The 24,271-nt window shown below is 64.2% G+C and carries 24 protein-coding genes; 4 read left to right on the forward strand and 20 right to left on the reverse strand.

Translation table 11 applies throughout. The features are described from left to right. A partial coding sequence (locus ABIB42_RS13910; RefSeq protein WP_429248517.1) for a PH domain-containing protein occupies nucleotides 1-520 on the forward strand: 520 nt, incomplete at its 5' end. A gap of 88 nt (nucleotides 521-608) precedes the next feature. Here ABIB42_RS13910 and ABIB42_RS13915 read toward each other — a convergent pair. The 11 genes from ABIB42_RS13915 to rpsP all read right to left on the reverse strand — a co-directional run bounded on the left by ABIB42_RS13915 (nucleotide 609) and on the right by rpsP (nucleotide 10,211). Beyond that, nucleotides 609-1,301 (reverse strand): choice-of-anchor E domain-containing protein, encoded by a 693-nt coding sequence (locus ABIB42_RS13915; RefSeq protein ID WP_219863017.1) that lies wholly within the window; start codon nucleotides 1,299-1,301, stop codon nucleotides 609-611. Nucleotides 1,302-1,463: 162 nt separating this feature from the next. Beyond that, complete coding sequence (locus ABIB42_RS13920) at nucleotides 1,464-2,255, reverse strand: SDR family oxidoreductase (protein WP_219863015.1); 792 nt, start codon at nucleotides 2,253-2,255, stop codon at nucleotides 1,464-1,466. Between the two features lie 103 nt (nucleotides 2,256-2,358). Beyond that, nucleotides 2,359-5,124 carry a M16 family metallopeptidase gene (locus tag ABIB42_RS13925; RefSeq protein WP_429248555.1) on the reverse strand — a complete coding sequence of 922 codons (2,766 nt, stop codon included), beginning with the start codon at nucleotides 5,122-5,124 and terminating at the stop codon, nucleotides 2,359-2,361. 145 nt (nucleotides 5,125-5,269) lie between these two features. Next, nucleotides 5,270-5,719, reverse strand: a complete 450-nt coding sequence (locus tag ABIB42_RS13930; protein WP_005668893.1) for a CBS domain-containing protein — start codon at nucleotides 5,717-5,719, stop codon at nucleotides 5,270-5,272. 97 nt (nucleotides 5,720-5,816) lie between these two features. Further along, nucleotides 5,817-6,170 (reverse strand): DUF3579 domain-containing protein, encoded by a 354-nt coding sequence (locus tag ABIB42_RS13935; RefSeq protein WP_005668891.1) that lies wholly within the window; start codon nucleotides 6,168-6,170, stop codon nucleotides 5,817-5,819. Between the two features lie 131 nt (nucleotides 6,171-6,301). Further along, nucleotides 6,302-7,261: a CobD/CbiB family protein gene (locus tag ABIB42_RS13940; protein WP_005668890.1), complete on the reverse strand. Its 960-nt coding sequence runs from the start codon at nucleotides 7,259-7,261 to the stop codon at nucleotides 6,302-6,304. 91 nt (nucleotides 7,262-7,352) lie between these two features. Further along, nucleotides 7,353-8,063, reverse strand: coding sequence for a CoA pyrophosphatase (locus tag ABIB42_RS13945; protein ID WP_184234737.1), 711 nt, complete (start codon nucleotides 8,061-8,063; stop codon nucleotides 7,353-7,355). Between the two features lie 34 nt (nucleotides 8,064-8,097). Then, nucleotides 8,098-8,484 carry a 50S ribosomal protein L19 gene (gene rplS / locus ABIB42_RS13950; RefSeq protein WP_005668886.1) on the reverse strand — a complete coding sequence of 129 codons (387 nt, stop codon included), beginning with the start codon at nucleotides 8,482-8,484 and terminating at the stop codon, nucleotides 8,098-8,100. A 116-nt stretch (nucleotides 8,485-8,600) separates the two neighbouring features. Continuing rightward, complete coding sequence (trmD, locus tag ABIB42_RS13955) at nucleotides 8,601-9,362, reverse strand: tRNA (guanosine(37)-N1)-methyltransferase TrmD (RefSeq protein ID WP_005668885.1); 762 nt, start codon at nucleotides 9,360-9,362, stop codon at nucleotides 8,601-8,603. 27 nt (nucleotides 9,363-9,389) lie between these two features. After that, on the reverse strand, nucleotides 9,390-9,920 hold the full coding sequence (gene rimM / locus ABIB42_RS13960) for a ribosome maturation factor RimM (protein WP_005668883.1): 531 nt from the start codon (nucleotides 9,918-9,920) through the stop codon (nucleotides 9,390-9,392). 42 nt (nucleotides 9,921-9,962) lie between these two features. Then, nucleotides 9,963-10,211: a 30S ribosomal protein S16 gene (gene rpsP / locus ABIB42_RS13965; protein ID WP_005668882.1), complete on the reverse strand. Its 249-nt coding sequence runs from the start codon at nucleotides 10,209-10,211 to the stop codon at nucleotides 9,963-9,965. 240 nt (nucleotides 10,212-10,451) lie between these two features. Here rpsP and ABIB42_RS13970 point away from each other — a divergent pair, with 240 nt between their 5' ends. Next, nucleotides 10,452-10,865: an NINE protein gene (locus ABIB42_RS13970; protein ID WP_005668880.1), complete on the forward strand. Its 414-nt coding sequence runs from the start codon at nucleotides 10,452-10,454 to the stop codon at nucleotides 10,863-10,865. Here the strand turns inward: ABIB42_RS13970 and ABIB42_RS13975 are convergent. The 3 genes from ABIB42_RS13975 to ABIB42_RS13985 all read right to left on the reverse strand — a co-directional run bounded on the left by ABIB42_RS13975 (nucleotide 10,862) and on the right by ABIB42_RS13985 (nucleotide 14,476). Then, on the reverse strand, nucleotides 10,862-12,652 hold the full coding sequence (locus tag ABIB42_RS13975; protein ID WP_429248518.1) for an acyl-CoA dehydrogenase: 1,791 nt from the start codon (nucleotides 12,650-12,652) through the stop codon (nucleotides 10,862-10,864). The two genes, ABIB42_RS13970 and ABIB42_RS13975, sit on opposite strands and share 4 nt — an antisense overlap. A gap of 110 nt (nucleotides 12,653-12,762) precedes the next feature. Beyond that, the gene (locus ABIB42_RS13980; protein ID WP_184234744.1) at nucleotides 12,763-13,692 is read right to left on the reverse strand and encodes an electron transfer flavoprotein subunit alpha/FixB family protein; all 930 of its coding nucleotides are present in this window, start codon (nucleotides 13,690-13,692) and stop codon (nucleotides 12,763-12,765) included. Nucleotides 13,693-13,726: 34 nt separating this feature from the next. Beyond that, nucleotides 13,727-14,476: an electron transfer flavoprotein subunit beta/FixA family protein gene (locus ABIB42_RS13985; RefSeq protein WP_005668874.1), complete on the reverse strand. Its 750-nt coding sequence runs from the start codon at nucleotides 14,474-14,476 to the stop codon at nucleotides 13,727-13,729. Nucleotides 14,477-14,738: 262 nt separating this feature from the next. On the opposite strand from ABIB42_RS13985, the gene ABIB42_RS13990 reads away from it, so the two are divergent. Then, nucleotides 14,739-17,063, forward strand: a complete 2,325-nt coding sequence (locus ABIB42_RS13990) for a DUF4214 domain-containing protein (RefSeq protein WP_005668871.1) — start codon at nucleotides 14,739-14,741, stop codon at nucleotides 17,061-17,063. A 137-nt stretch (nucleotides 17,064-17,200) separates the two neighbouring features. Here the strand turns inward: ABIB42_RS13990 and ABIB42_RS13995 are convergent, their stop codons facing one another. The 5 genes from ABIB42_RS13995 to ABIB42_RS14015 all read right to left on the reverse strand — a co-directional run bounded on the left by ABIB42_RS13995 (nucleotide 17,201) and on the right by ABIB42_RS14015 (nucleotide 21,951). Then, nucleotides 17,201-17,428: a sulfurtransferase TusA family protein gene (locus ABIB42_RS13995; protein WP_040777452.1), complete on the reverse strand. Its 228-nt coding sequence runs from the start codon at nucleotides 17,426-17,428 to the stop codon at nucleotides 17,201-17,203. Between the two features lie 370 nt (nucleotides 17,429-17,798). Next, nucleotides 17,799-20,408 (reverse strand): alanine--tRNA ligase, encoded by a 2,610-nt coding sequence (alaS, locus tag ABIB42_RS14000; RefSeq protein ID WP_313633888.1) that lies wholly within the window; start codon nucleotides 20,406-20,408, stop codon nucleotides 17,799-17,801. A 113-nt stretch (nucleotides 20,409-20,521) separates the two neighbouring features. Beyond that, nucleotides 20,522-20,740, reverse strand: a complete 219-nt coding sequence (locus tag ABIB42_RS14005) for a hypothetical protein (RefSeq protein ID WP_040777067.1) — start codon at nucleotides 20,738-20,740, stop codon at nucleotides 20,522-20,524. Between the two features lie 94 nt (nucleotides 20,741-20,834). Further along, complete coding sequence (gene ugpQ, locus ABIB42_RS14010; RefSeq protein ID WP_005668863.1) at nucleotides 20,835-21,587, reverse strand: glycerophosphodiester phosphodiesterase; 753 nt, start codon at nucleotides 21,585-21,587, stop codon at nucleotides 20,835-20,837. A 19-nt stretch (nucleotides 21,588-21,606) separates the two neighbouring features. Further along, entirely contained in the window at nucleotides 21,607-21,951 is a 345-nt protein-coding gene (locus tag ABIB42_RS14015) for a DUF1294 domain-containing protein (protein ID WP_005668861.1), read from the reverse strand. Nucleotides 21,952-22,638: 687 nt separating this feature from the next. On the opposite strand from ABIB42_RS14015, the gene ABIB42_RS14020 reads away from it, so the two are divergent. Continuing rightward, entirely contained in the window at nucleotides 22,639-23,091 is a 453-nt protein-coding gene (locus ABIB42_RS14020) for a DUF3597 domain-containing protein (RefSeq protein ID WP_040777446.1), read from the forward strand. Between the two features lie 23 nt (nucleotides 23,092-23,114). Here the strand turns inward: ABIB42_RS14020 and ABIB42_RS14025 are convergent, their stop codons facing one another. Continuing rightward, nucleotides 23,115-24,164 carry a zinc ribbon domain-containing protein gene (locus tag ABIB42_RS14025; RefSeq protein WP_005668857.1) on the reverse strand — a complete coding sequence of 350 codons (1,050 nt, stop codon included), beginning with the start codon at nucleotides 24,162-24,164 and terminating at the stop codon, nucleotides 23,115-23,117. Nucleotides 24,165-24,271: the final 107 nt, after the last annotated feature.

Below are 24,271 nucleotides of genomic sequence, written 5' to 3' on the forward strand. Positions count from 1 at the left end.
TCTTGGGCTTTTTGGTGGTCATCACTTCGGTCATGGAACAGTCCTTTCGGGATTATTTCATGACCCCGTTCCACACAGAAAATCTGACAGGCTCGTCGACGGCGACTCGGCCGTGTCGTCGAAGCGCGCGATCAAGCGCTACGAGTATGCGTCGAACCTCATCACCGACGTCAGCATCGAAACCGCCGGAACGCTGGACATGGACATCGAGCTGAAGTTCAACGTGGATGACACGAAGTTCTCGATCGACGTTAAAAAATCCTTCATCGAACAGCTGAAGGACATCTACAAGGCCTTGATTACCATCGGCAAGCAGCAGCGGCGCGATGCCGTGTGCCGCGACAATGCGCTGCGCACGCTGGATGCCACCGCCTCGGTCCACAAGCTCAATATCGCCCCCGGCGCGGGCAGCCTGGTCAGCCAGTACGGCGAACTGCTGGAAGCGCTGAATACGGCCATGCTCGACACCCACACCAAACGCGATTTCAGCGACGTGTTCGCCAAATACATCCACAACTGACGCAGCGGTCGCCGCCAACAAAAAACCACCATGCCGGCGTGCGCCGGGATGGTGGTTTTTTCATGCGGCGCTGCCGCCTCGCCTGCAATCAGGCAGGCTTGCCGGCGCGGCGGCGGCGCACGGCGCCCATCAGGCCCAGGCCTGCGAGGATGGTCGCCAGGCTTGCCGGTTCCGGCACTTCGACCGCAAATGGCGTGTAGTCGTAGGTCACATTCACATTGCCAGACGCGAAGGTCTGGAAAATGGCTGCCAGGTTACCCGCGCCGTTCGCACCCGATGCGCCGGTCGCTTTCAGCGACAGATTGATCTGCCCCCCGCCCAGCGCCGAGAACAGGGCGAAATCGCTGGAACTGGTGCTCAGGAAGAAGTCATGCGCGTTGGCCGTGACCAGGCCGGTGCTGCCGCCGGAAGTGCCTGCAAAATCGATGTCGCCGTCGCCTGCGCTGAACTCGAAGACATGGTTGAATACCGGATTGCTCAGCACCAGCAGGCTGCCGTCCGGACGCGACAGCTTCAGGATCGACGCCAGGCTCGGGTTGACCGTGGTCGCTTCCTCATCGTCGCTCTCGGCCCTGCCAGTGCCCTGGATCAGGCCGCTCAAATCGAACCTGATCGAATTGAGGGTGCCCAGGCCGGTATCGAACTTGCCAAAGCTGAGGGTATTGGTCCAGTTGGTCTTTTTGAGCGCAGCGGCATCACTGAAGCTGATCGTGGCAGCCTGGACGCTGGCGACAGGGATCAGGGCGGCTGCGAGCGCCAGTGCGGCGAAAGTCTTTTTCAAGTTGATCGCACTAGTTGGATGGACGTCGGGACCATACGGCGACGTTGCAACCAATAAGCATAATTTATGCCACTAAGAAATACTTGATTAAAAACAGAGACTTGAACTTTCCCGGAGCGTCAATACGCCCCGCGCTGTAAAGATTTCCAACAAGAAAACTGCTCAAACGGCGGTGAACCCGCCATCGACCACCATCTCATGGCCATTCACATACGACGCCATGTCCGAGCACAGCCACAGGGCGGCCTGCGCCACCTCGCTCGCCTCGGCGAAACGCCCCATCGGATGCGCCGCCTTGAGCTTCTTCTCGATCGCCGGATCGCGCTCGAAGGCGCGCGCCAGCATCGGCGTCTTGACCGCGGCCGGGCACAGCACATTGACGCGGATACCCTCGCGCGCATATTCGGCGGCGGCGCTCCTGGTCAGGCCGACCACCGCGTGCTTGCTGGCGCCATAGATCGCATGGTTCGGGCTGCCGACCAGGCCGGCGATGCCGGCCATGTTGACGATCGCGCCGTGTCCCTGCTTGAGCATCTGGCGCAACTGGTATTTCATGCACAGCCAGACGCCCTTGACGTTGACGTTCATGATGCGGTCGAACTGCTCGTCGTCGGCGTCGGCCAGCGGCTGGCGCTCTTCCTCGACCGCGGCATTGTTGATCGCGAAGTCGAGACGGCCGTAGTAATTGATGGTCTTGTCGACCAGGGCTTCGACGTCGCCGGCACGGGTGACGTTGCTTTGCACGAACAGCGCCTTGCCGCCGTTTTCGACGATCATCGCCGCGGTGGCGTGTCCACCGTCGATCGAGACGTCGGCCACCACGACACAGGCGCCGGCGCGGCCGAACGCCAGGGCGATGGCGCGACCGATGCCACTGGCGGCCCCGGTGACCAAAACGACCTTGCCGGTGAACGAGAAACCGCTCGCCGGCTGCTGCTTGCTGATGGCCTTCATGATGCTCCCTGGATGAAACTTTTGCTTCTGAAAAGAAACATTTTAACGCATGGCTTCGTGCATTGTCACAATCCAGAGAGTTTTTGTCAGGAAACTGTTGTAGTTACGGCATAGTGACTGACGGTGTCGCCGCGCCGCCTGCCTTGGCCTGGTCGCCCGCCATGAATACCGATAGCTTACCCGGATCAATCGCCTTGCGGAATGCTGCATTCAGCTGAGGCAGGGTCACCGCCTGCATCTTGCGTTCGAGCTCGGCCGATGCCTCGAAGGTCTTGCCGCGATACAGGAACGAGGTCCAGCCGGATGCCAGCGCCCCATCGTTGGAGCGCGATTGCAGGCGCTGCTGCATCAGGCCCGACTTGGCGCCGGCCAGCTCCTCGGCAGTGAAGCCATCCTTGAGCGCCCGCGCCAGTTCCGCGCGCACGGCGGCGTCGAGCCTGGCCAGGTTCTGCGGCGCCGCGATCGCATTGATCGTGAAGCTGCCGGCGCGGTCCAGGGTGCCCGGCGACACGTCCGAGCCGCCGCCATACGACAGGCCATCGCGCTGGCGGATGCGGTCCATCAGGCGCGACTTGAGGCCGCCGTCGCCGAAGATGTAGTTGGCCAAGGTCAAGGCCGGATAGTCCGCATCGTCGATGTTCAGGTCCAGGTTCAGGCGCGCGATATAGAAACCGTTTTCCTTGTCCGGGGTATTCAGGGTGCGCGCCACCGGGGCCACCTCGGCATGCGCGACCAGCACCGGCGCGTGCGGTTGGGGTGCGCGCCAGGCGCCGAACAGGGTATTGACCAGCGGCGTGATCTCCTTCGGATCGAAGTCGCCCACGATGGCCATCTCGGCCGGATTGGCGCCATAGAACTGCGCGTGGAAGGCCTTGACGTCCTCGAGCCGCGCCGCCCTGGCGTCGTCGAGCTGTTCTTCCAGGCTCGGCGAGTAACGGATGTCGCCGCGCGGATAGCGGTTGAAATGCTGGCTGAGCGCGCGCACGGCGGCGCTTTGCGGCTCGTTGCGGCCCGCTTCGATGCCAACCACGAGTTGCTGGCGCAATTGCTCGAACTCGGATTCAGGGAAAGCCGGCTCCTTGAGCACGTGGGCCATGAGCTTGAGCGCTTCAGGCAGGTGTTCGCGCGTGGTCTGGAAATGGGTCGGACCGCCGGCGATCTTGAGCTTGTCGAAGGCGTCGGCCAGTTCGGCGCGCGTGTAGCGGGTGGTGCCGCGCGTCAGCATCAGGTTCGTCAGGGCCTGGGTCGTGCCCTTGCCGAACAGGCTTTTCTCGTCGCCGAAGTGCTGGCGCAGGTCGACCGTCACGGTTTCGCCGCGGTTCTTTTTCGGCAGCAGGGCCAGCTTGACGCCGCCGGCGGTCGTCAAGGTGGTGCGCTTCATGATGTTGTGCTGGCTCGGATCGAAATTCTCCGCCACCAGGGTCGAGACGGCCGGCTTGAAGTCCTTCATGGCATCAAGCACCGTGGGCGCCGGCGGCAGTTCGGCGCGCTTCGCCGCTTCTTCGGGGATGAACGTGCCGACCGTGCGGTTGCTGCGCAGGTAATAGCGCCCGGCGCTGGCGGCGACCTGTTCGGCCGTCATCTTCTGCACGCGCTCGCGGCCCACGAAATACATGCGCCAGTCGCCCAGGGCGATCGGTTCGGACAGGGCCACGCCCACCGCCTGCGGATTGTTCAGGCTGCGTTCGATCGTGTTCAGCCAGGAGCGGCGCACCCGTTCCAGTTCCTCGGTGGTGGGCGGCTTGCTGGCGAGTTCCTCGACCGCCTGGACCAGCGCCTCGCGCACCGGCTCGATCGGCTCGCCCAGCTTGACCACGGCGCCGAAGAATTGCAGGCCCGGCGCGTAGCCGGTCTGGCCGAAGCTGAACACCTGGCTGGCCTTGCCGGTCTCGACCAGCAGCTTGTGCAGGCGCCCGTTCGGCGCGTCGCCCATGATCTCGGAGGCGAAGCCGAGCGCCTCGGCTTCGGGATGCAGGTCGGACGGGATCTTGTAGCCGACGGCCACGAACTGCATATCGCCCTGGCGCCGCACGGCGAAGCTGCGCTCGCCGTCCTGGGTCGGCTCGACCGTCCAGAAGGCCGGCAGGCTGCGCTTCGGTTTCGGGATCGCGCCGAACAGGCGGTTGATCTTCGCTAAAGTTGCGCGCTGGTCAAACTGGCCGGCCACCAGCAGCACCGCATTGTCGGGCTGGTAATAGGTGCGATAGAAATTCTGCAGGTTCTCGATGCGCACGTTCTCGATGTCGCTGCGGTTGCCGATGGTCGAGCGGCCATAGCTGTGCCAGTCGTAGGCGACGCTCTGCATGCGCTTGAACAGCACGTTGCCGGGCTCGTTCTCGCCGGCTTCGTACTCGTTGCGCACCACGGTCATCTCGGACGCGAGATCCTTGCTTGATACGAAGGAATTGACCATGCGATCGGCCTCCATCTGCAAGGCCCAGTCCAGGTTTTCCTGGGAGGCCTGGAACACCTCGTAGTAATTGGTGCGGTCGAGCGAGGTGGTGCCGTTGAACTGCATGCCGCGCTCGGAGAACTGCCTGGTGATGTCGCGGTTGTTCTTCGCGCCCTTGAACAGCAGGTGCTCGAGCAGGTGGGCCATGCCGGTCTCGCCATAGTTCTCGTGGCGCGAACCGACCAGGTAAGTGACGTTCACGGTCACGGTGGGACGCGAGGCGTCCGGGAACAACAGCACTTTCAAGCCATTCGCCAGGCGGTATTCGGTGATGCCTTCGACCGAGGGGCCGAGGGTCACGCCCTTGGGGAGCGTTGCGCCGGCGGCGGACTTGCCGGCGGCCGGGGTTGCAGAGGCGGCGGTCGCCGGCGCGATCATGACCAGGGCCAGGCAGCCCGCTGCTACATGCGCGGCCATCCCGCGCAACTGAAATCTCGAATCCATGGTGTCCCGTTGACTCGGCGGGACGCCAGCCGTCCCGCCTGCCGCACGATGGTAGCAGACGGACGTCTTTCCTGTGACCTAACCAGCCACCCAGTTGACAAGACTTGCCGATAGGCAGCTATTGACGCACGCGGCGCTCGTGCGATTGCTGCCAGGAGCCGATGCGCGACAGCTCGCTCATTTCTTCGGCCAGGAATTCGAGCAGGTCGTCGGCGCTGACGATGCCGCTCAGGTTGCCCTGGGCGTCCACCACGGGCACCCGGCGGATGCCGCGCAGGCGCATGTGCTCGATGGTCTCGTAGACATCGTCGGACTCGCCGGCGGTGAGCAGGTCGTCGCTCATGATGTCGCCGGCCAGCAGGCTGGCCGGATCGAGGCCGGGGGCGATCACGGCCAGCACGATGTCGCGGTCGGTCAGGATGCCGAGCGGGACGTTGCCGCCGCCGTCGGTATCGATCACGACCAGGTCGCCGACGTGGTGGCGCCGCATCAGCATGGCGGCGCCCTGCACGGTCTCGTCGCGCGTGCAGCAAATGGTGTCAGTGGTACAGATTTCGCCGATGCGCATGGTGCCCCTCCCCCGTTGTCGCTTGAGGCTAGGCCGAAACAAAACTGGCGCTTTGATTTCGATCAAAGCGCCAGTGGTGGCAGGCTTGCAGCGACGGTCAGGCCGCGCCTGGTTTCTTTTCGCCCGGCAAGGGCACGAAACAGGCGTCGACGACTTGCATATCGTTGTCTTTGGCGAAATTGACCACGAAGTGGTAGGCCATCGGTTCGATCTTTTGCAGGGTGCGGTTGACCACGACGGCCTTGGTGCCGTTGACCACGGTCGGGTAAACGTAGGGCGAAAACTTCAGGTGGGCATTGGGGCCGCCGGCGCCGGGGCAATAGCAGGACATGACGCCGCACAGGCGCTCAGCCCAGTCGCTCGGGCGGAACGTCTTGCCTTTGTTCGTGATGCCCAGGATGAAAAACTCGCCAGACAGTTCATCATCCTTGGGGGGCGCTTGGTCGGTCATAGTCCTACGGGCTCAGACAGAAAATACTGCGTGGATGAGAGCAAATTCGGCTCGGTGCAATACGGCTTTGCTCGGCTCAGGCAGTATTATATCTTATAGAAGACTTGAGGACGAGGCCCGGCGCGCCACACTCAGCGCAGCCAGGCCACGCTCGAGGTCAGCAGCAGCAGGATCATCCACAAGATCAGGGCGCGCCACACCAGGCCAACCGTGCTCTGCAGCGCGCGCACGTTCGGCTCCTCGCCCGGCAGCACGTCGACGTCGCTTTCGCTCAAGTCCACCGTGGCGGCGTCCGCTGGCAGCAATTGTGGCGCATTTTCGTTCGGCGTGCCGAGGCGCACACCCATCGCGCCGCCGCCGGCCGACAGGATGATGCCGCGCGCCTCGTCGGCCCAGCGGTTGGCGAAATTGCGCCAGGCATAGACGGCATCCTCGAAATTACCGACCACGGCAAAGGCCACCGCCGTCAGGCGCACCGGCACCCAGTCGATCCAGTAAAAGGCCCTGGCGGCGAACTGGCCGAAGGCTTCGTTGCGCATGTGGTCGGGCTCGTTCCAGGCGCGCGACAGGTATTCCGACACGCGGTACATCACGGCGCCCGCCGGCCCCAGCGGCATCAAGAACCAGAAGAACACCCCGAACACGTTGCGATGGGTTGTGATCAAGGCCTTTTCGACCGCGATGCGGGTGATCTCGGTGCTGTCCATCCCGACGGTGTCCAGCCGCGTCCATTCGGCCAGGAGGGTACGCGCCCTGGCGTCATCCCCTGCATTGAGCGCGAACTGGATGGAGGTGAAGTAATGGCTGTAGTGACGGAAACCGAGGGTCAGGTAGACGATCAGGACATTCCAGGCGAAGGCCAGGAATACCAGGTTGTAGTGCATGAAGAACCAGTAGACGAGCCAGGTCGGCAGCATCAGCGCGGTCATCATCAGGATCCAGCCCATGCGCCCATTCTTTTGCTCGCCTGCATTGAACCAGGTCTCGATGCGCACGGCGAGCGACTTGACGCCGCCATACACCTGGTTATCGGCGCGCAGCGGTTTCAGTTGCTCGATGAGCAGTGCGCACAGGATGGAAAAGAATGTCATTCAGGAACCCTTTTTTGTTATGGCAATACGACTGCCCCGTTACGATAACGGAGAAGCCAGCCAGAATCAAATCCGGACCTGCGATAAAGCGTTACGCGCGCAGAAAATGGAAGAGGTTGCGCAGCATGGCCGCCGTGGCGCCCCAGATGAAATATTGCTCGTACGGCATCGTGTAAAAAGCGCGCCTGCCGGCCCCTTTCGGCAACTCGACTACCCGGCGCTGGTGGTTCAGGCCATCCATCAGGAAGCTGAGCGGCACTTCGAACGCTTCGGCCACTTCGCCCGGATCGGGCTGCAGCTCGAATGGCGGCTGGACCAGGGCCACCACCGGCGTCACGCGATAGGCGCTCACGGTGGTGTAGTCGGGCAGTACGCCGATGATCTCGATATGACGGCGGTGCAGGCCGACCTCTTCCTCGGTTTCGCGCAGCGCCGTCTCGATCGGGGACGAATCGAGTTCTTCGGCGCGGCCGCCGGGAAAACTGATCTGGCCGGCATGGCTGGACAAATGGTCGGTCCGCAGCGTCAGCAGCACGGTCACACCCTCGGGGCGCGCTACCAGCGGCACCAGCACGGCTGCACGGCGCAGCGTGGCGCCCGTCATGCCGCGGCCCTCGTCCGACACCTCCTCTTCCCACGGCAGGGTTTGCGCAAAGCGTGCGCGCAGCGCGGCCGGGATCAGGCGCGCGGGCGCAACCGGCGCTTCACCGGCAAGGCCGGCAACCGGCAACTGGGTCGGATCGAAAATGAGTTTGGCCAAACTGAATCCTTTGCAATACTCCGCCGGAATAGAAAAAGGCATCCTTGCGGATGCCTTTTTCTGAGCACGAATGCTATTACTCAGCAGCAGCGGCGGTCTTGACGCGACGCTGTGGCAGTTTTTCTTTGATACGCGCCGATTTGCCCGAACGCTCACGCAGGTAGTACAGCTTCGCACGACGGACGTCACCACGACGCTTCACTTCGATCGAAGCGATCAGCGGCGAGTACAGCTGGAACGTACGCTCGACGCCTTCGCCGGACGAGATCTTGCGAACGATGAAGTTCGAGTTCAGGCCGCGGTTACGACGCGAAATCACGACGCCTTCGTATGCCTGGGCGCGCTTGCGGTTGCCTTCGACGACGTTGACGCTGACGACAACGGTGTCGCCAGGTGCGAAATCAGGGATATCACGGCCGAGGCGCGCGATTTCTTCTTGCTCGAGTTGTTGAATCAGATTCATTTTTTTATGACTCCAAAAACCATCTTGCTGGCACTACCTTCGCCCAGTAGAGGATGGGGTTGAACCACGGGCAACATGCCCGTGATTGCATGCGCCATACTGCCGCGCATATTCTTTTAATCAGCAGGTTTTTCCAAACCCGCCAAAAACTGTTCATCGGCCTTGCTCAACTGGCCGGCGGCGCGCGCCTTGTCTAGCAGATCGGGCCGCTTGGTCGCGGTCGCTTCCAGCATGCGCTGGCGGCGCCACTTGACGATCTCGGCATGGTTGCCGCCCATCAGGACCGGCGGCACTGGCACGTCTTCGTACACTTCCGGCCGCGTGTAATGCGGCGAATCGAGCAGGCCGTTGACGAAGCTGTCTTCGACCGCCGAGGCATCGTCGCCCAGCACGCCGGGAATCAGGCGCACCACCGCATCCATCAAGGCCATGGCCGGCAATTCTCCGCCCGACAGCACGAAGTCGCCGAGAGAAATTTCCTCATCGACACAGCGGTCCAGCAGGCGCTGGTCCACCGCCTCGTAGCGGCCGCACAGGATCACCAGGCCGGGCTCGTCCTTCAGCGCCATCGCGCGTTCATGGGTCAATGGCTTGCCTTGCGGCGACATGAACACCACGCGCGGACTCGGCAGGCCGAGCTCGATTTGTCTTTGCTTTGCTGCATTGATGGTCGCTTCGAGCGGCTTGGCCATCATCACCATCCCGGGGCCGCCGCCGTAAGGGCGATCGTCCACGGTGCGGTGGCGGTCCTGCGTGAAATCGCGCGGATTCCAGAGGGTCAGGCCCCAGCGTTGCTGCTCGAAAGCGCGCCGGGTCACCCCCGACTGCGTCAATGCGGCGAACATTTCGGGGAACAAGCTGACGACGTCAAACTGCATCGCGCTGTGCTCCTCTATTGGATGGGCTCAAAAATCGAGACCCCAATCCAGGGTAATCAGTTTTTGCTCGAGACTGACGGTCTTGACGAACTGGTCCACGAACGGCACGAGGCGCTCTTGCGCCTTGCCTTCGGCAGCTGGATCAGCGACCGGAGTGATGCGCAAGATCGATTGCGCGCCGTTGTGCATCATGTCGGTCACCTTGCCCAGGGCTTCGCCCTGCAGGTTGACCACGTCCAGCCCGATCAGGTCGGACCAGTAATACTCGTCTTCCTCGAGCGCTGGGAACTCGCTGCGCGCGACTTGAACCGACGCACCTTTCAGTGCCTCGGCCTCATTGCGGTCGCGCATGCCGACCAGGGTCGCGACGACGTCGCCACCATGCAGCTTTGCACTCCGTACGGTGACGGCGTGCAGGGTCGGCTTGTCGAGCCACCAGGTCTTCACGTTCAGCAGCGCATCGGCGTCTTGCGAATACGGGGTGACACGGATGCCGCCCACGATGCCATACGCCCCGGAGATGTGCCCGACCTGGGTCAGGTCATCGGGGACGGCCACCGGGCTTGCTGCTGAATCGCTCACTACGTGTTGCTTGATAAATTAAGCAGCTGGCTTGTTCTGGGCGACCAGACGAGCGACGGTCGGCGACAGTTGTGCGCCAACGCCTTGCCAGTGAGCCAGACGGTCAGCAGCGATACGCAGGCCGACTTCGGCGCCCGAAGCCATCGGGTTGTAGAAGCCGATGCGCTCGATGAAACGGCCATCGCGACGGTTACGCGAATCGGTTGCAACGATGTTGAAGAACGGACGCTTTTTAGCGCCACCACGAGCCAAACGAATAACGACCATAATATTTCCGAAAAAGTTGTTCTGGACGGAGAAAGTCGACGATTATAGCGCGCGACACCGAACAGCAGCAAGCGTTAATGACAACAGGGCGCGCAGTCCCAGCAGAATCAACCATTATCGCTGATTTTTCACCACACCGCCACCGGCCATCCCGCCATTTCGCCAGCCTGTCGCCTGAAACGTGCCATTCCTGCAAATATGGACGATACTCTTGCTGTCCTGAATCCTGAACAACACGACATGGCTGCTACTCACAAGAACAAGACCGTCGCCACCCTGCTCGCCCTGCTGCTGGGCGGGTTCGGCGCGCATCGCTTTTACCTGAAGGGCGGCGCCGACCGGCTCGGATTGCTGCACCTGTGCGCGCTGCCCATCACCGGCATCCTGTACGGCGCGGTCAAGCCGCATCCCTTCTATGTGATCCTGCCGCTGCTGGTATCGTTCATCGCCGGCTTCATCGAGGCGCTGGCGATCGGCCTCACGCCCGACGAGAAATGGGATGCCAAACACAACGCCGGCAGCGGCCGCCAGTCGCGGTCGAACTGGACCTTGCCGCTGCTGCTGGTGATCACGATGCTGACCGGCGCCATCGTCCTGATCGGGACGATGGCGCGACTGTTCGACCTGCTGTTTACCGGCGGCGCCTACGGTTAGAACTGCTCGACGTCGAGCGCCAGCACGCCGGCGGCGCCTTCCATGATCGCGTGACGCAGGCTGTGCGCCTGCGACAGGATGTGGTCGGCAAAGAAGCGCGCCGTGGCGATCTTGGCGCGGTAGAAGGCGGCGTCGCCCTCGCCCGCATCCAGCTTGCGCTGCGCCACCAGCGCCGCGCGCGCCATCTGCCAGCCGCCCAGCACGATGCCGGCCAGTTTCAGGTACGTCACGCTGCCGGCGTACACCCCGCGCGGATCGTTCTTTGCGTTTTCCACCACGAAGCCGACCACGGACTCGAACGCGCTGGCGCCATCGCGCAATTGGCGGGCGATCGCGGTGAGGTCGATGCTCTGCGTTTCTGCCAGCTGCTGGACGACCTCGTCCATCTGCGCCCGCAGCGACCTGGCCACCGCCCCGCCATCGCGCACCGTCTTGCGGCCGACCAGGTCGTTGGCCTGGATCGCCGTCGTGCCCTCATAGATGGTGAGGATCTTGGCGTCGCGGTAATGCTGGGCCGCGCCGGTTTCTTCGATGAAGCCCATGCCGCCGTGCACCTGCACGCCGTCGCGCGCGACGTTCTCGCTCATCTCGGTCGACCAGCCCTTGATGACCGGGACCAGGTATTCATACACCGCCAGGTTCGCCTGGCGCGTCGCCTCGTCCGGATGGTGATGCGCCAGGTCCGAGATGCCGGCGCCGACGTAGGCCAGCGCGCGCGCCGCCTCGGTCTGCGCGCGCATCGACATCAGCATGCGGCGCACGTCAGGGTGGTTGATGATCGCCACCGGGCCGCTCGAGCCGGCCACGTCGCGCGACTGGATGCGGTCCTTCGCGAACGCCACCGCCTGCTGGTAGGCATGTTCGGCCAGGCCGACGCCCTGCATGCCGACGCCGAAGCGGGCCGCGTTCATCATGATGAACATGTATTCGAGGCCGCGGTTTTCTTCGCCCACCAGGGTGCCGATCGCGCCGCCGCCGTCGCCGAACTGCAGCACGGCGGTCGGGCTGGCCTTGATGCCCAGCTTGTGCTCGATCGAGACGCAGTGCACGTCGTTGCGCGCGCCCAGCGAACCGTCGTCGTTGATCATGAACTTCGGCACGATGAACAGCGAGATGCCTTTCACGCCCGGCGGCGCGTCGGGCGTGCGCGCCAGCACCAGATGGACGATGTTCTCGGCCATGTCGTGATCGCCATAGGTGATGAAGATCTTGGTGCCGAAAATCTTGTAGGTGCCGTCGCCCTGCGGCTCGGCGCGGGTGCGCACGGCGGCCAGGTCGGAGCCGGCCTGCGGCTCGGTCAGGTTCATGGTGCCGGTCCACTGGCCCGAGACCAGCGGCTCGAGGAAGCGCGCCTTCTGCGCATCGGAACCGGCGGTGAGCAGCGCCTCGATCGCGCCGTCCGAGAGCAGCGCGACCAGCGCGAACGCCAGGTTGGCCCCGTGCAGCATTTCCATGCACGGCGTGGCCACCAGCTTGGGCAAGCCCTGGCCGCCGAATTCCTGCGGATGCTGCACGCCCTGCCAGCCGGCGTCGGCGTAGGCGCGGAAGGCTTCCTTGAAGCCCCTGGTGGTGGTGACCTCGCCATCCTTCCAGAAACTCGGCTCCTGGTCGCCGGCATGGTTCAGCGGGGCGATCACTTCGCCGCAGAATTTCGCGTTTTCTTCCAGCACCGCTTCCACGGTGTCCGGGGTCGCGTCCTCGCAGCCGGGCAGCGCATTGACCTCGGCGAGGTTGGCCAGTTCATTGAGGACGAACTGCATGTCTTTCAGCGGGGCGTTATAGCTCACCTGTTGTCTCCTGATTGTCTCTCATGCATGAAAAACGCCGTTCCTGCGCGGGCGGGAACGGCGTGTGCGGGGTGCTTGTGGCGCGCCTTGCTGGATGGCGCGCCGCGCGATCAGCCCAGTTCCTTGACCAGCTCCGGCACGACCTCGAACAGGTCGCCCACCAGGCCGTAGTCGGCGACCGAGAAGATCGGCGCTTCCGGATCCTTGTTGATGGCGACGATGGTCTTCGAGTCCTTCATGCCGGCCAGGTGCTGGATCGCGCCCGAGATGCCCACGGCGATATACAGGGTCGGGGCGACGATCTTGCCGGTCTGGCCCACCTGCCAGTCGTTCGGCACGAAGCCGGCGTCCACCGCGGCGCGCGAGGCGCCCATGGCGGCGCCCAGCTTGTCGGCCAGCGGCTCCAGGATCTTGAAGTTGTCGGCCGAGCCGATGCCGCGGCCACCCGAGACGATCACCTTGGCGGCGGTCAGCTCCGGACGGTCCGACTTGGCCAGCTCGCGACCGACAAAAGTGGAGGTGCCCGAGTCGGCGACCGCGGTCACATTCTCGATGGCGGCCGAACCGCCGGCGCCCGCGGCGTCGAAGGCGGTGCCGCGCACGGTGATGACCTTGACCTTGTCGCCCGACTGCACGGTGGCGATGGCGTTGCCGGCATAGATCGGACGCTCGAAGGTGTCGGGCGAATCGACCTTGGTGATCTCGGAGATCTGCGCCACGTCCAGCTTGGCGGCCACGCGCGGCAGGATGTTCTTGCCGTAGGCGGTGGCTGGAGCCAGGATGTGCGAGTACTCGCCGGCGACGGCAAGGATCTGCCCGGCCACGTTCTCGGCCAGGCCGTCGGCGAAGTGCGGCGCGTCGGCGACCAGCACTTTCGACACGCCGGCGATTTGCGCGGCGGCTTCGGCGGCGGCGCCGCAGTTCGAACCGGCGACCAGGACGTGCACGTCGCCACCGCACTGGGCGGCAGCCGTCACGGTGTGGTGGGTAGCGCCCTTCAGGGAGCCGTTGTCGTGTTCAGCAATGACTAATGCGACCATGTTGATTCCTATGTATTAAGTAACGACAGACGACTCAGATGACCTTGGCTTCAGTGCGCAGCTTCTGCACCAGGGTCGCCACGTCCGGCACCTTGACGCCGGCCGAGCGCTTGGCCGGCTCGACGACCTTCAGGGTCTTCAGGCGCGGCGCGACGTCGACGCCCAGGTCTTCCGGCTTGACGGTCTCGAGCGGCTTCTTCTTCGCCTTCATGATGTTCGGCAGCGTCACGTAGCGCGGCTCGTTCAGGCGCAGGTCGGTGGTGATGATGGCAGGCAGGGTCAGGGCAACGGTCTCCAGGCCGCCGTCGACTTCGCGGGTCACGGTCACCTTGCCGTCTTCCAGCACGACTTTCGAGGCGAAGGTCGCTTGCGGCCAGCCCAGCAGCGCAGCCAGCATCTGGCCGGTCTGGTTCGAATCGTCGTCGATCGCCTGCTTGCCCAGGATGATCAGTTGCGGCTGTTCCTTATCGGCCAGCGCCTTGACGATCTTGGCCACGGCCAGCGGCTCGGTGTCGCCGGCGGTTTCCACCAGGATGCCGCGGTCGGCGCCGATCGCCATGCCGGTACGCAGGGTTTCCTGGCACTGGGCCACGCCCACCGAGACCGCCACCACCTCGGTGACCTTGCCGCCCTCTTTCAGGCGGGTCGCCTCTTCCAGCGCGATCTCGTCGAACGGGTTCATCGACATCTTGACGTTGGCGACATCGACGCCGCTATTGTCGGACTTGACGCGAACCTTGACGTTGTAGTCGACCACGCGTTTGACGGGTACCAGGACTTTCATAGGGTGCCTTTAAAAATGGAATGGATGACAGAACTGTGGCCCAGATTATAAGAGAAATTCGAGCGACGGGCTAAATTAAAGCACGATCGTACGATTTTTTGTTAGAGGAAACCGCCTAATGCACCCGTCCATTTCATGCACCTTGACTAAAAGTGATGCGCTACCCGAAAAGCGGTGATTATTTCCTACACACAATTACATTCTGAATACATAATGTTTCTACATGGCAATTTAACCATGCATAAAAACGAATGATCCTGATATGAACGAACTGACTTCCCACGCATCCGCGGTGCACGCCTTCTATCTCGCTTTCCTCGGCCGTCCGGCCGATCCTGACGGCCTGGCGTACTGGTCCGCGCGTCTCGCCGCCAATGAAAGCGACCTCGGCGCTATCGCCGCATCGTTCGCGCACTCCGAGGAAGCCCAGGACCGCTTCGGCGACGACACGCCGGCCGAGCGCATCGCCGAGATCTATCAACAGTTGTTCAGCCGCGCACCCGATGCCGGCGGCCTGGCTTTCTGGAGCGACGCGATCGGCGCCGGCCATGTGTCGCTGGCCGACGTCGCCATCACCATCCTCGATGCCGCCCAGGGAACGGATGCGGACCTGGTCGAGCTGCGCAAGCAGGCCGCCGTCGACTTTACCGCCCAGGTGGCTGAGTCCGGCAGCAACTATGCCGGCGACGCCGCGCTCGAGGCGGCCGGCGTGCTGATGCGCGCCGTCACGCTCGGCGCTTCGCAGGACGACATCGACCAGCTGGTGCAGGCCACGGTCGCGTTCACCGACATCGCCTCATCCAATCCGAAGGTGGTCGAGGCGATCGCCACCGGCACCACCCTGCTGGCGCTGTTCGACACCGAGCGCGGCGCGGCCGACCCGGTGACCCTGGCGCAGGCCCTGGCCGACATGGCCAAGGCCGCTGCCGACGATCCCTCCGCGCTCGCTGCGCTGCAGCGCCACGGCGGCATGGCCAAGGTGCTGGACAAGCTGCCGGCCAGGGCCAGCCTGCAGGACGTGGTGGACGCCGTGGCCAAGGGCGGACTGGACGCCGTGATCGACATCGTCGACCCGCCGCGTCCGACCCCGCCGGCGCCCACGCCGCCAGTCGGCGTGACGCTCAAGTTCGCCGGCGTCGATCACGACGCCAACGACCGGGCTCCCGACGACAACGTCACCAATGCGGAAGTCGCCGACGTCCGCTTCAGCTTTACCGGCACGCCAGCCACGGGCCAGAAGTTCCAGTACCGGCTCGATACTGAAGCGGACTGGACCGATATCGCGCCGGTTGGCAAGACCATCACCGTCACGGACGTCGACCTGACCGCCAGCCCCGCGGGCACGAATGTGCAGGTACGCCTGGTGAACGCCGACGGCGCGGCAGTCACCGCGATCGACCAGGACATCGTCCACGACGCCACGCCCCCGACCGAGCGGCTGGCCTTCCTGCGCATCGAAGGCCAGTACGACGGCGCGGTGATCACGACGAAAGAAACCGTCGACGTGAGCTTCAGCGTGGATCAGCGCGACGACAGCATCCTCCAGTGGCGCATGACCGGCAGCGATGCATGGATCGACGTCGAGGACGATGCCGGCGCCGGCACCGTCACGCTGAAGGGCATCGACCTGACGCAGAACGATCCGACGATCGAGGTGCGGGCCATCGACGCGGCCGGCAATATCGGCGAGACGGCCGAGGTTCGTATCGACGGGCCAGGCGGCATCGACATCGGGCTGGGCATGCGCTGGGTGAGGCTCAACAGCCCGTTCGACGGCGAGATCACGCTGGAATCGGCGGCCGGCTCGTTCGTGGTGGAGTCGAACCACGCCAGCAAGGGGGCCGTCGCAGGTGTCTCCGTCCAGATCCTGGAACAGCAAACGCTGATGCAAGGCACGCTCACGGTCACGTCGGCGCAGGGCGAGACGATGACGACCGGCGACAACTACATCTACACCTTCGGCAGCGCTGCCGGTGAAAAACTCACGGGCAATATGCTTTGGGGGTTTGGCGGCGACGACACGCTCACCGGCACCAGCGACTCCTACAACTTGCTGAGCGGCGGCGCCGGCAACGACACCATCTACGCGAACGGCGGCGAAGACACCATTTCGGGCGGTCTCGGCGCGGACACGATCATCCTGACCGCGGATGGGATACCGGCCCTGTTCATGTACAACGTGGGCGAGGCCCTGAGCGGCGTATTCGCGAGCGGTGATTCGATTGCCGAACTGGACCGGATCACGAATGCCGAAGCCGGCGACATCTTCTTCGCCTCCTACATCGATCCGGAAGTGGCCGTCGTCAGCGACACCTTCCTCACGACCGGCGAACTGAACCAGGCCGCCCTCGTCCGCGGCGACATCGTGGCCGACGCCTTCGTTGCCAATACGGGCGGCGAGGCCTGGATGATGCAATGGACCGATGAGGTCGGCATCAACAGTGTCGTGTTCACCAACTTCGCCGGCGGCACGCCGGGCCTGGACCTGCAGTTCGGCACCCTCGACCTGGTCGACCTCGATGCCGGTGCGGAGGGAGAACGGATCGGGCTGGTCGGCGTGGCCGACGGCGCCGGCTTCGGCGGCTGACGGCATCCCGTCACCGCGCAGGCACGCGCCCCGCCATCCTCGGATGCGGGGCTTTTCTTTTTGCGGGAAGCGCACGGGGCAGGACGCCCCGTCGCGGGATACGCACGCGGCTGCAGCATGGACTGCAGCCGAATCGCTTATTTGCGGCGCATCAGGAAGGTGAACTCGCCATTCTCATGGGTATGAGCCAGCAAGGCATTGCCGGTTTGCTTGGCGAAGGCCTGGAAGTCGCGCACGGAGCCGGTGTCGGTGGCAACGATGCGCAGCACCTGGCCGGTTTCCATCTCGGCGAGCGCCTTCTTGGCTTTGAGGATGGGCAGCGGGCAGTTCAGTCCGCGTGCATCCAGGTCTCTCTGGAATTCCATGGTGTCGGTGTCGGTTTCAAAAGTGATATCGCTCATCGCATTACCTGCTTTGATTAAGTGGTCCAACTTCAGTCGCATACTACTCCAATTCGGGCAGTATGACGCACCGCACCAAAATAGTCACACATTGTTGCAGGATTGCAACCACAATGTGAAATGCTTGACCAAATAACATTGACTGTGTACTCGGTGCTCACAAATCGGCACCGCAGCGGTGCAGCACGCCTCCTAGATGCGGTCCGAATCAGGGCGCGCAATAGTCGAAACGACCATCAAAACAAAGTGTTACCACTTCAGTCCAGGTTTCGTGCGGCGCATGCAAAACGCCACCCGAAGGTGGCGTCGATGGTCAAGCCAAGAGACGGAACGATCAGGCGCGTTCGCCGACCCAGCCGGCCACGCCGGCCAGCGCCGCCGGCAGGCCCGACGGATCGGTGCCGCCTGCTTGCGCCATATCAGGACGGCCGCCGCCCTTGCCGCCCACCTGCTGCGCGACGAAGTTCACCAGCTCGCCGGCTTTCACTTTACCGGTGGCATCCTTGGTCACGCCCGCGATCAGGCTGACCTTGCCGTCCGCCACGCTGGCCAGCACGATGGCGGCCGTCTGCAGCTTGTCCTTCAGCTTGTCCATGGCTTCGCGCAGGGTGGCCACGTCGGCGCCTTCCATCGTTGCCGCCAGCACCTTGATGCCGTTGACGTCGACCGCCTTGCTCACCAGCTCGTCGCCCTGGCCGGCCGCCAGCTTCGACTTCAGCGCGGCGACTTCCTTTTCCAGGACCTTGACCTGATCCTGGACCTGGGCGATGCGGGCCGTCAGCTCGTCCGGGCTGGTCTTGAGCGCGCCGGCCGCTTCGACCAGCTTGCGGTTGATCGACTGCACCAGGGCCAGGGCGCCCTCGCCCGTCACCGCTTCGACGCGGCGGATGCCGGCGGCAACGCCGCCTTCCGACACGATCTTGAACAGGCCGATGTCGCCGGTGCGGGTCACGTGCACGCCGCCGCACAGCTCTTTCGACGAACCGATGTCCAGCACGCGCACGGTGTCGCCGTACTTCTCGCCGAACAGCGCCATCGCGCCATGCTTGACGGCGTCGTCGAACGACATGTGGTGTGACTGGGTCGGATGGTTCTCCAGGATCTCGCGGTTGACGATGGCTTCGACCTTGGCGATTTCGTCGGCGGTCAGGGCTTGCGGGTGGCTGAAGTCGAAGCGGGTCTTGTCCGGATCGACCAGCGAACCCTTCTGCTGCACGTGGCTGCCCAGCACTTCGCGCAAGGCCTTGTGCATCAGGTGGGTGGCCGAGTGGTTGCGGATGGTGCGGCCGCGCTTGACGGTGTCGACCTGCGCGTCGACGGTGTCGCCGACCTTCAGCGAACCCTCGCGCAGCACGCCGTGGTGGCCGAACACGTCGGCCTGGATCTTGAGCGTGTCCTCGACCTCGAAGCGTGAACCTGCGCTGCCAATCACGCCCTGGTCGCCGACCTGGCCGCCCGATTCGGCATAGAACGGGGTGGTGTCGAGCACGACGATGCCGGCCTGGCCAGCCTTCAGCTCGTCCACTTTCACGCCGTCGGCGTACAGCGCCAGCACGTGGGTGTTGTGGGCCAGCGATTCGTAGCCGACGAACTTGGTCTTTTCGCCCGCATACTCGACGTTGGCGGCCATCTTGAACTTGCCGGCGGCGCGCGCGGTCTTCTTCTGCTGCTCCATGGCGGCGGCGAAGCCGGCCTCGTCGAGCGTGACGTTGCGCTCGCGGCAGATGTCGGCGGTCAGGTCGAGCGGGAAGCCATAGGTGTCGTACAGGGTGAAGGCGGTGGCGCCGTCGAGGTTCTTCGGATCCTTGGCCAGCTGGGCTTCCAGGATCTTCATGCCGTTTTCCAGCGTCTCGCCGAAACGTTCTTCCTCGGCCTTCAGCACTTGCGCCACGCGGTCTTTCGCGTCGCGCAGTTCCGGATAGGCTTCGCCCATCTCGAGGTCGAGGTCGGCCACCAGCTTGTAGAAGAACGGTTTCGTCTGGCCCAGCTTGTGCCCGTGGCGCAGCGCGCGGCGGATGATGCGGCGCAGGACGTAGCCGTGGCCTTCGCTGCTCGGGATGATGCCGTCGACGATCATGAACGAGGCCGAGCGGATGTGGTCGGCGATGACCTTGAGCGAGTTGTTGCCCAGCTCGTCGATGCCGGTCTCGCGCGCGGCGGCGCGGATCAAATTCTGGAACAGGTCGATCTCGTAGTTGCTGTGCACGTGCTGCAGCACGGCGGCCAGACGCTCCATGCCCATGCCGGTGTCGATCGACGGCTTCGGCAGCGGGGTCAACTTGCCCGCCTCGTCGCGGTTGAACTGCATGAACACCAGGTTCCAGATCTCGATGAAGCGGTCGCCGTCTTCTTCGGGCGAGCCCGGAGGACCGCCCCAGATGTCGGCGCCGTGGTCATAGAAGATCTCGGTGCACGGGCCGCATGGGCCGGTGTCGGCCATCTGCCAGAAGTTGTCCGAGGCGTAGCGCGCGCCCTTGTTGTCGCCGATGCGGATGATGCGCTCTTTCGGCACCCCGATCTCGTTGGCCCAGATATCGTAGGCTTCGTCGTCCTCGAAATAGACGGTGACCGTCAGCTTCTCGGCCGGCAGGCCATAGACCTTCGTCAGCAGTTCCCAGGCATACTGGATCGCATCGCGCTTGAAATAGTCGCCGAAGCTGAAGTTGCCCAGCATTTCAAAGAAGGTGTGGTGGCGCGCGGTGTAGCCGACGTTTTCCAGGTCGTTGTGCTTGCCGCCGGCGCGCACGCAGCGCTGGACCGAGGTCGCGCGCGAATACGGGCGCGAATCCAGGCCCAGGAACACATCCTTGAACTGCACCATTCCGCTATTGGTCAACAGCATGGTCGGGTCATTGCCAGGCACCAGCGGGCTGGAACGCACGATGGAATGGCCTTTGGATTCAAAGAACTTCAGGAACTTTTCGCGAATGTCTGAGGATTTCATGTCTGTTGGAGGGCGGAATGAGGCAGCGTGCCGTATAAAGGAACGATTATAGCCTAGCCGCCGCCGTCAATATCAGTCCCACTAATATTGACAACTTGCCAGCAACAACGGATTCAGCGCAGCAGGTTCGAGATCGCGCGCGTCCTGGGCTCGACCGGGGCCAGCATCGTCATTGCGGCTTGCCGCAGGATGCGGGAGCGCGCCTCGCCATCCGCCTCGATGGCGGACCGGCGCACGCCGGCCATCGCGACCTGGCCGAGCCAGTGGCTGACGGCGGCCTGGGTGTCTTCGCCATGCGAAGTGAACGGGATAATGGTGGTCGAGGGTGCCATGCTAGCTGCTTCAAAGAGATCGTCTGTACTTAACGTCTCCCCGGCCTCCATTCTTGAGGCCGCCTCACAAATATATTGCTGAGCCGAAAGTATCTCAGGCGAAGTCCGGCCCGATCAGGTCGATGCGGTCGGTGCAGAAGGCATCCACGCCCCAGTCCAGCAAGGTGCGTGCACGGCCGGGATCGTTGACCGTATAGCAGAACAGGCCCAAACCCGTTTCCTTCACCGCCCGCGCCATCTGCGGCCCCAGGTGCTGGTGATTGGTGTGGATGGCAACCGCGTCCAGCGCCCGGGCGCGCAGCTCCCAATCCGGCCCCAGCGCGCTGATCAGGCAGGCGCGTGGGAGTTGCGGCGCGGCCAGGCGCGCGCTGGCCAGCGCCACGTCGCTGAACGAGGACAGCAGCGGAACCCGGGCCATGTCTCCGGCCGCGAGTTCGGCGGCGAACAGGTCGGCGGCAAGCGCGGCCACGACCGCGCCGGTTTCCGCTTCGAACCCGGGCGCCGGCTTGATCTCGATATTCATCCACACGCCCTGCTCCCTGCAGCGGCGCGCGAACTCGGTAAACAGCGGCACCGGTTCACCGACGAACGCCGGGCCGAACCAGGCGCCGGCATCCATCGCCACGAGATCGCCGGCATCGTGCTCGAACACGCTGCCGCTGCCCTTCACCGTGCGGCCCAGGCCGGGATCGTGCATCAACACCGGCACGCCGTCGCGCGCCAGCATGACGTCGAACTCGATCGCGCGAAAGCCGGCCTGCATCCCGCAGCGCAGTCCGGCATAGGTATTCTCGGGCGCCAGGGTGCCGCCGCCGCGGTGGGCCAGGATACGGGGGTAAGGCCACATGCGATCCTCCTTTCGACGATCAGGCCGGCACGCCGAAGCGCCAGGCCAGCCAGGCGAAGGCGCCCAGGTTCAGCGCCACCGTCAGCTGGAACTTGCGCTGGAACGATGGCTTGCTGCTTTTGTGGCGCAACCATTGTTGGGCCAGCAAGGCGCCGGGCCAGCCGCCGACCAGGCCCAGGATCAGCAAGGTGCTTTCCGGCGTGCGCCAGGACTGCGCACGCGCCGCCGACTTGTCGATGGCGTAGGCGACGAAGCAGGTCAGGCTGGTCGTCAGGTAGGCCGCGCCGACCAGCTGGGACATATCCCAGGCCAGGCTGGCGAACAGGTAGACGGCGAGGAAGATGACGAGCGGCAGGTAGGGCATGGCGACAGCTTACCGCTCCCGGCTTGCAAATGTCCACTGGGCAAATATGGGCCGATCGTCGATGAATACCCTTCCTGGGTTCGTCATCGAACAGAGCCGGCGATACCAAACGCCTACGCTGAGCAATCACAGGTATCACATCACGTAGGAGATGACATGGCTTTCGATTTAGGAAACTTATTGCAGCAGTATATTGGCGGCGCCGTCGCCAATAATGGCAAGGCTGCCGACGACTTCGACCAGGTGGCGCAAAACGCGCCCCGCGCCAGCATCGCCCAGGGCATCGCCAGCGCCTTGCGCTCGGACCAGACCCCGCCCTTCCCCCAGATGGTCAGCCAGCTGTTCGGCCAGAGCAATCCCGACCAGCGCGCCGGCATGCTCAACAACCTGATCGGCGGCGCCGGCGGCGGCCTGCTGTCCTCGGTGGCTGGCGGTGCGCTCGGCAAGATCTTCGGTGGCAACACCTCCCAGGTGACACCGGAACAGGCGGCCCAGGTCTCGCCTGAGCAAGTGCAAGAACTGGCTGAAAAGGCGCAACAACAGAACCCTGGCATTGTCGATCGCATGAGCGACTTCTATGCCGAGCATCCGACCTTGATCAAGGCTGCCGGCGGCGCCGCGCTGGCGGTCGCGCTCGGCTATATGGCAAACAATATCCGTAAACAATCACCAGAAAAGGAGGGTCCCGTGGGTATCCTGAGCAATATTTTCCACAAAATTTTCCCAGGTAAGAAAGATGCGGCGCCTGCCGCAACGACCGCCGCGCCAGCGGCCGCACCGGCAGCCCCGAGCGCCGCGCCGCAGCCGCAAGCCGCGCCCGCGCCAGGCGCACCGGCTGCCGCTCCCGCCGCTTCCGCCGCTCCGGCCGCCGCCCCGATGCAGCAAGTCGACGTCGAGCAGATCCTGAACGATATGCAGAAGTCGTCCGGCCAGCAGCTGAACTGGCGCACCTCGATCGTCGACCTGCTCAAGCTGCTCGGCCTGGACAGCAGCCTGCAGTCGCGCAAGGAACTGGCCGCCGAGCTGAACTACACCGGCGACACGGGCGACTCGGCCAAAATGAACATCTGGCTGCACCGCCAGGTGATGAACAAGCTGGCCGCCAACGGCGGCAAGGTGCCGGCCGACCTGCGCGACTGACCCTGTCGCACGGCGCTGGCCGCCTAATCGGCCAGCGTGGTGTTGGCCGCCGTCCCGCAGGCGAAGCAAAAGCGCGCGAACGCATTCTTGCGGGTCGTGCAAGCGCCGCATCGGTTGAACAGGCCGATGCCGCAGTGCGGGCAGAAGTCGGTCTTGCCATCCTTGAGGTCGACGGCGCGCTCGCAACCGGGGCACACGCTTTTCGTCAGGCGCGCCTGGACGAGGTCGTAACGCATCCCCTGGCGCCGCTCGGCGTCGGGCAATGCCTCGGCCAGCTTCTGGCGCGCCAGGTAGCCCTGCAGCCATGCGACGGCGTAGCGCCCCGCGACCACGGTGAGGATGATGCCGACGATGTAGCGCACATAGCCGCCATAGCTCGGCAGGTAGGGCACCAGCTCGAAGAAAAAGGTGAACAGGGCAAAGATGATGAAGCCCCAGGCGAACGGCCAGTCCGGCGTCTTGCGCTTGTGCCGGAACAGCCAGCCGGCCGCCAGCAGCAGCGGCAAGGTCAATGCCAGGCGATACAGAAAGACGCGCAGCTCGCGCGCCTCGACTTCGTCGGCGAAGGCCTGCTGCGCCGGTTCCTGCAGGGCGTTCCAGCGCAGGTTGGCGCGCTCGTAGGCCTGGGTGGCGTCCAGCATCGTCTGCTGTTCGCCTTCCACCGCCGCCAGGGCGGCGCGTTCAGCGCGCTCCAGGGCCTCCAGGCCCTGGGTACGCTTGATCAGTTCGGGGTCTTGCTCGGGCCGCGCGGTGGCCTGCCGGGTCGCGAGCCAGTTGTCGAAGGTCGAGCGCGCCGAGCGCGTGTTCGACTGCGCCACGGCATGCTTCTGGCTGGCCTGCTCGAGGCGCGTGCGTGCGCCTTCGATGCGCGCGCGCTCGCTGTCCATCTCGGCGCGCAGCTTGCCGACCAGGGCCGGGTTCATGAACTGCTCGACCGTCAGCGGCTCTTCGACGTCGCGCAGCTGCTGCACGACCAGGCCGCCCAGGCCGATCAGGAAGCCGGCGAAGACGAAGGCGACGAGCCACAAGGCCCGCTGCATCCATTGTTCGGTCAGGCGCAAGCCTTTGCTCATGAAGCGCTCCTCGGCGATGGACAAGCCCGCAGCTTGCCATCGTCGCCGGCTCCGTGCTACTGATAGTTATCAGAGGCACGGGTTGCGCTACCGCAGGTATCGCGCAG

The sequence above is a fragment of the Massilia sp. UYP32 genome, assembly GCF_050434365.1.
GTDB classification, from domain to species: Bacteria; Pseudomonadota; Gammaproteobacteria; order Burkholderiales; family Burkholderiaceae_D; genus Telluria; species Telluria timonae.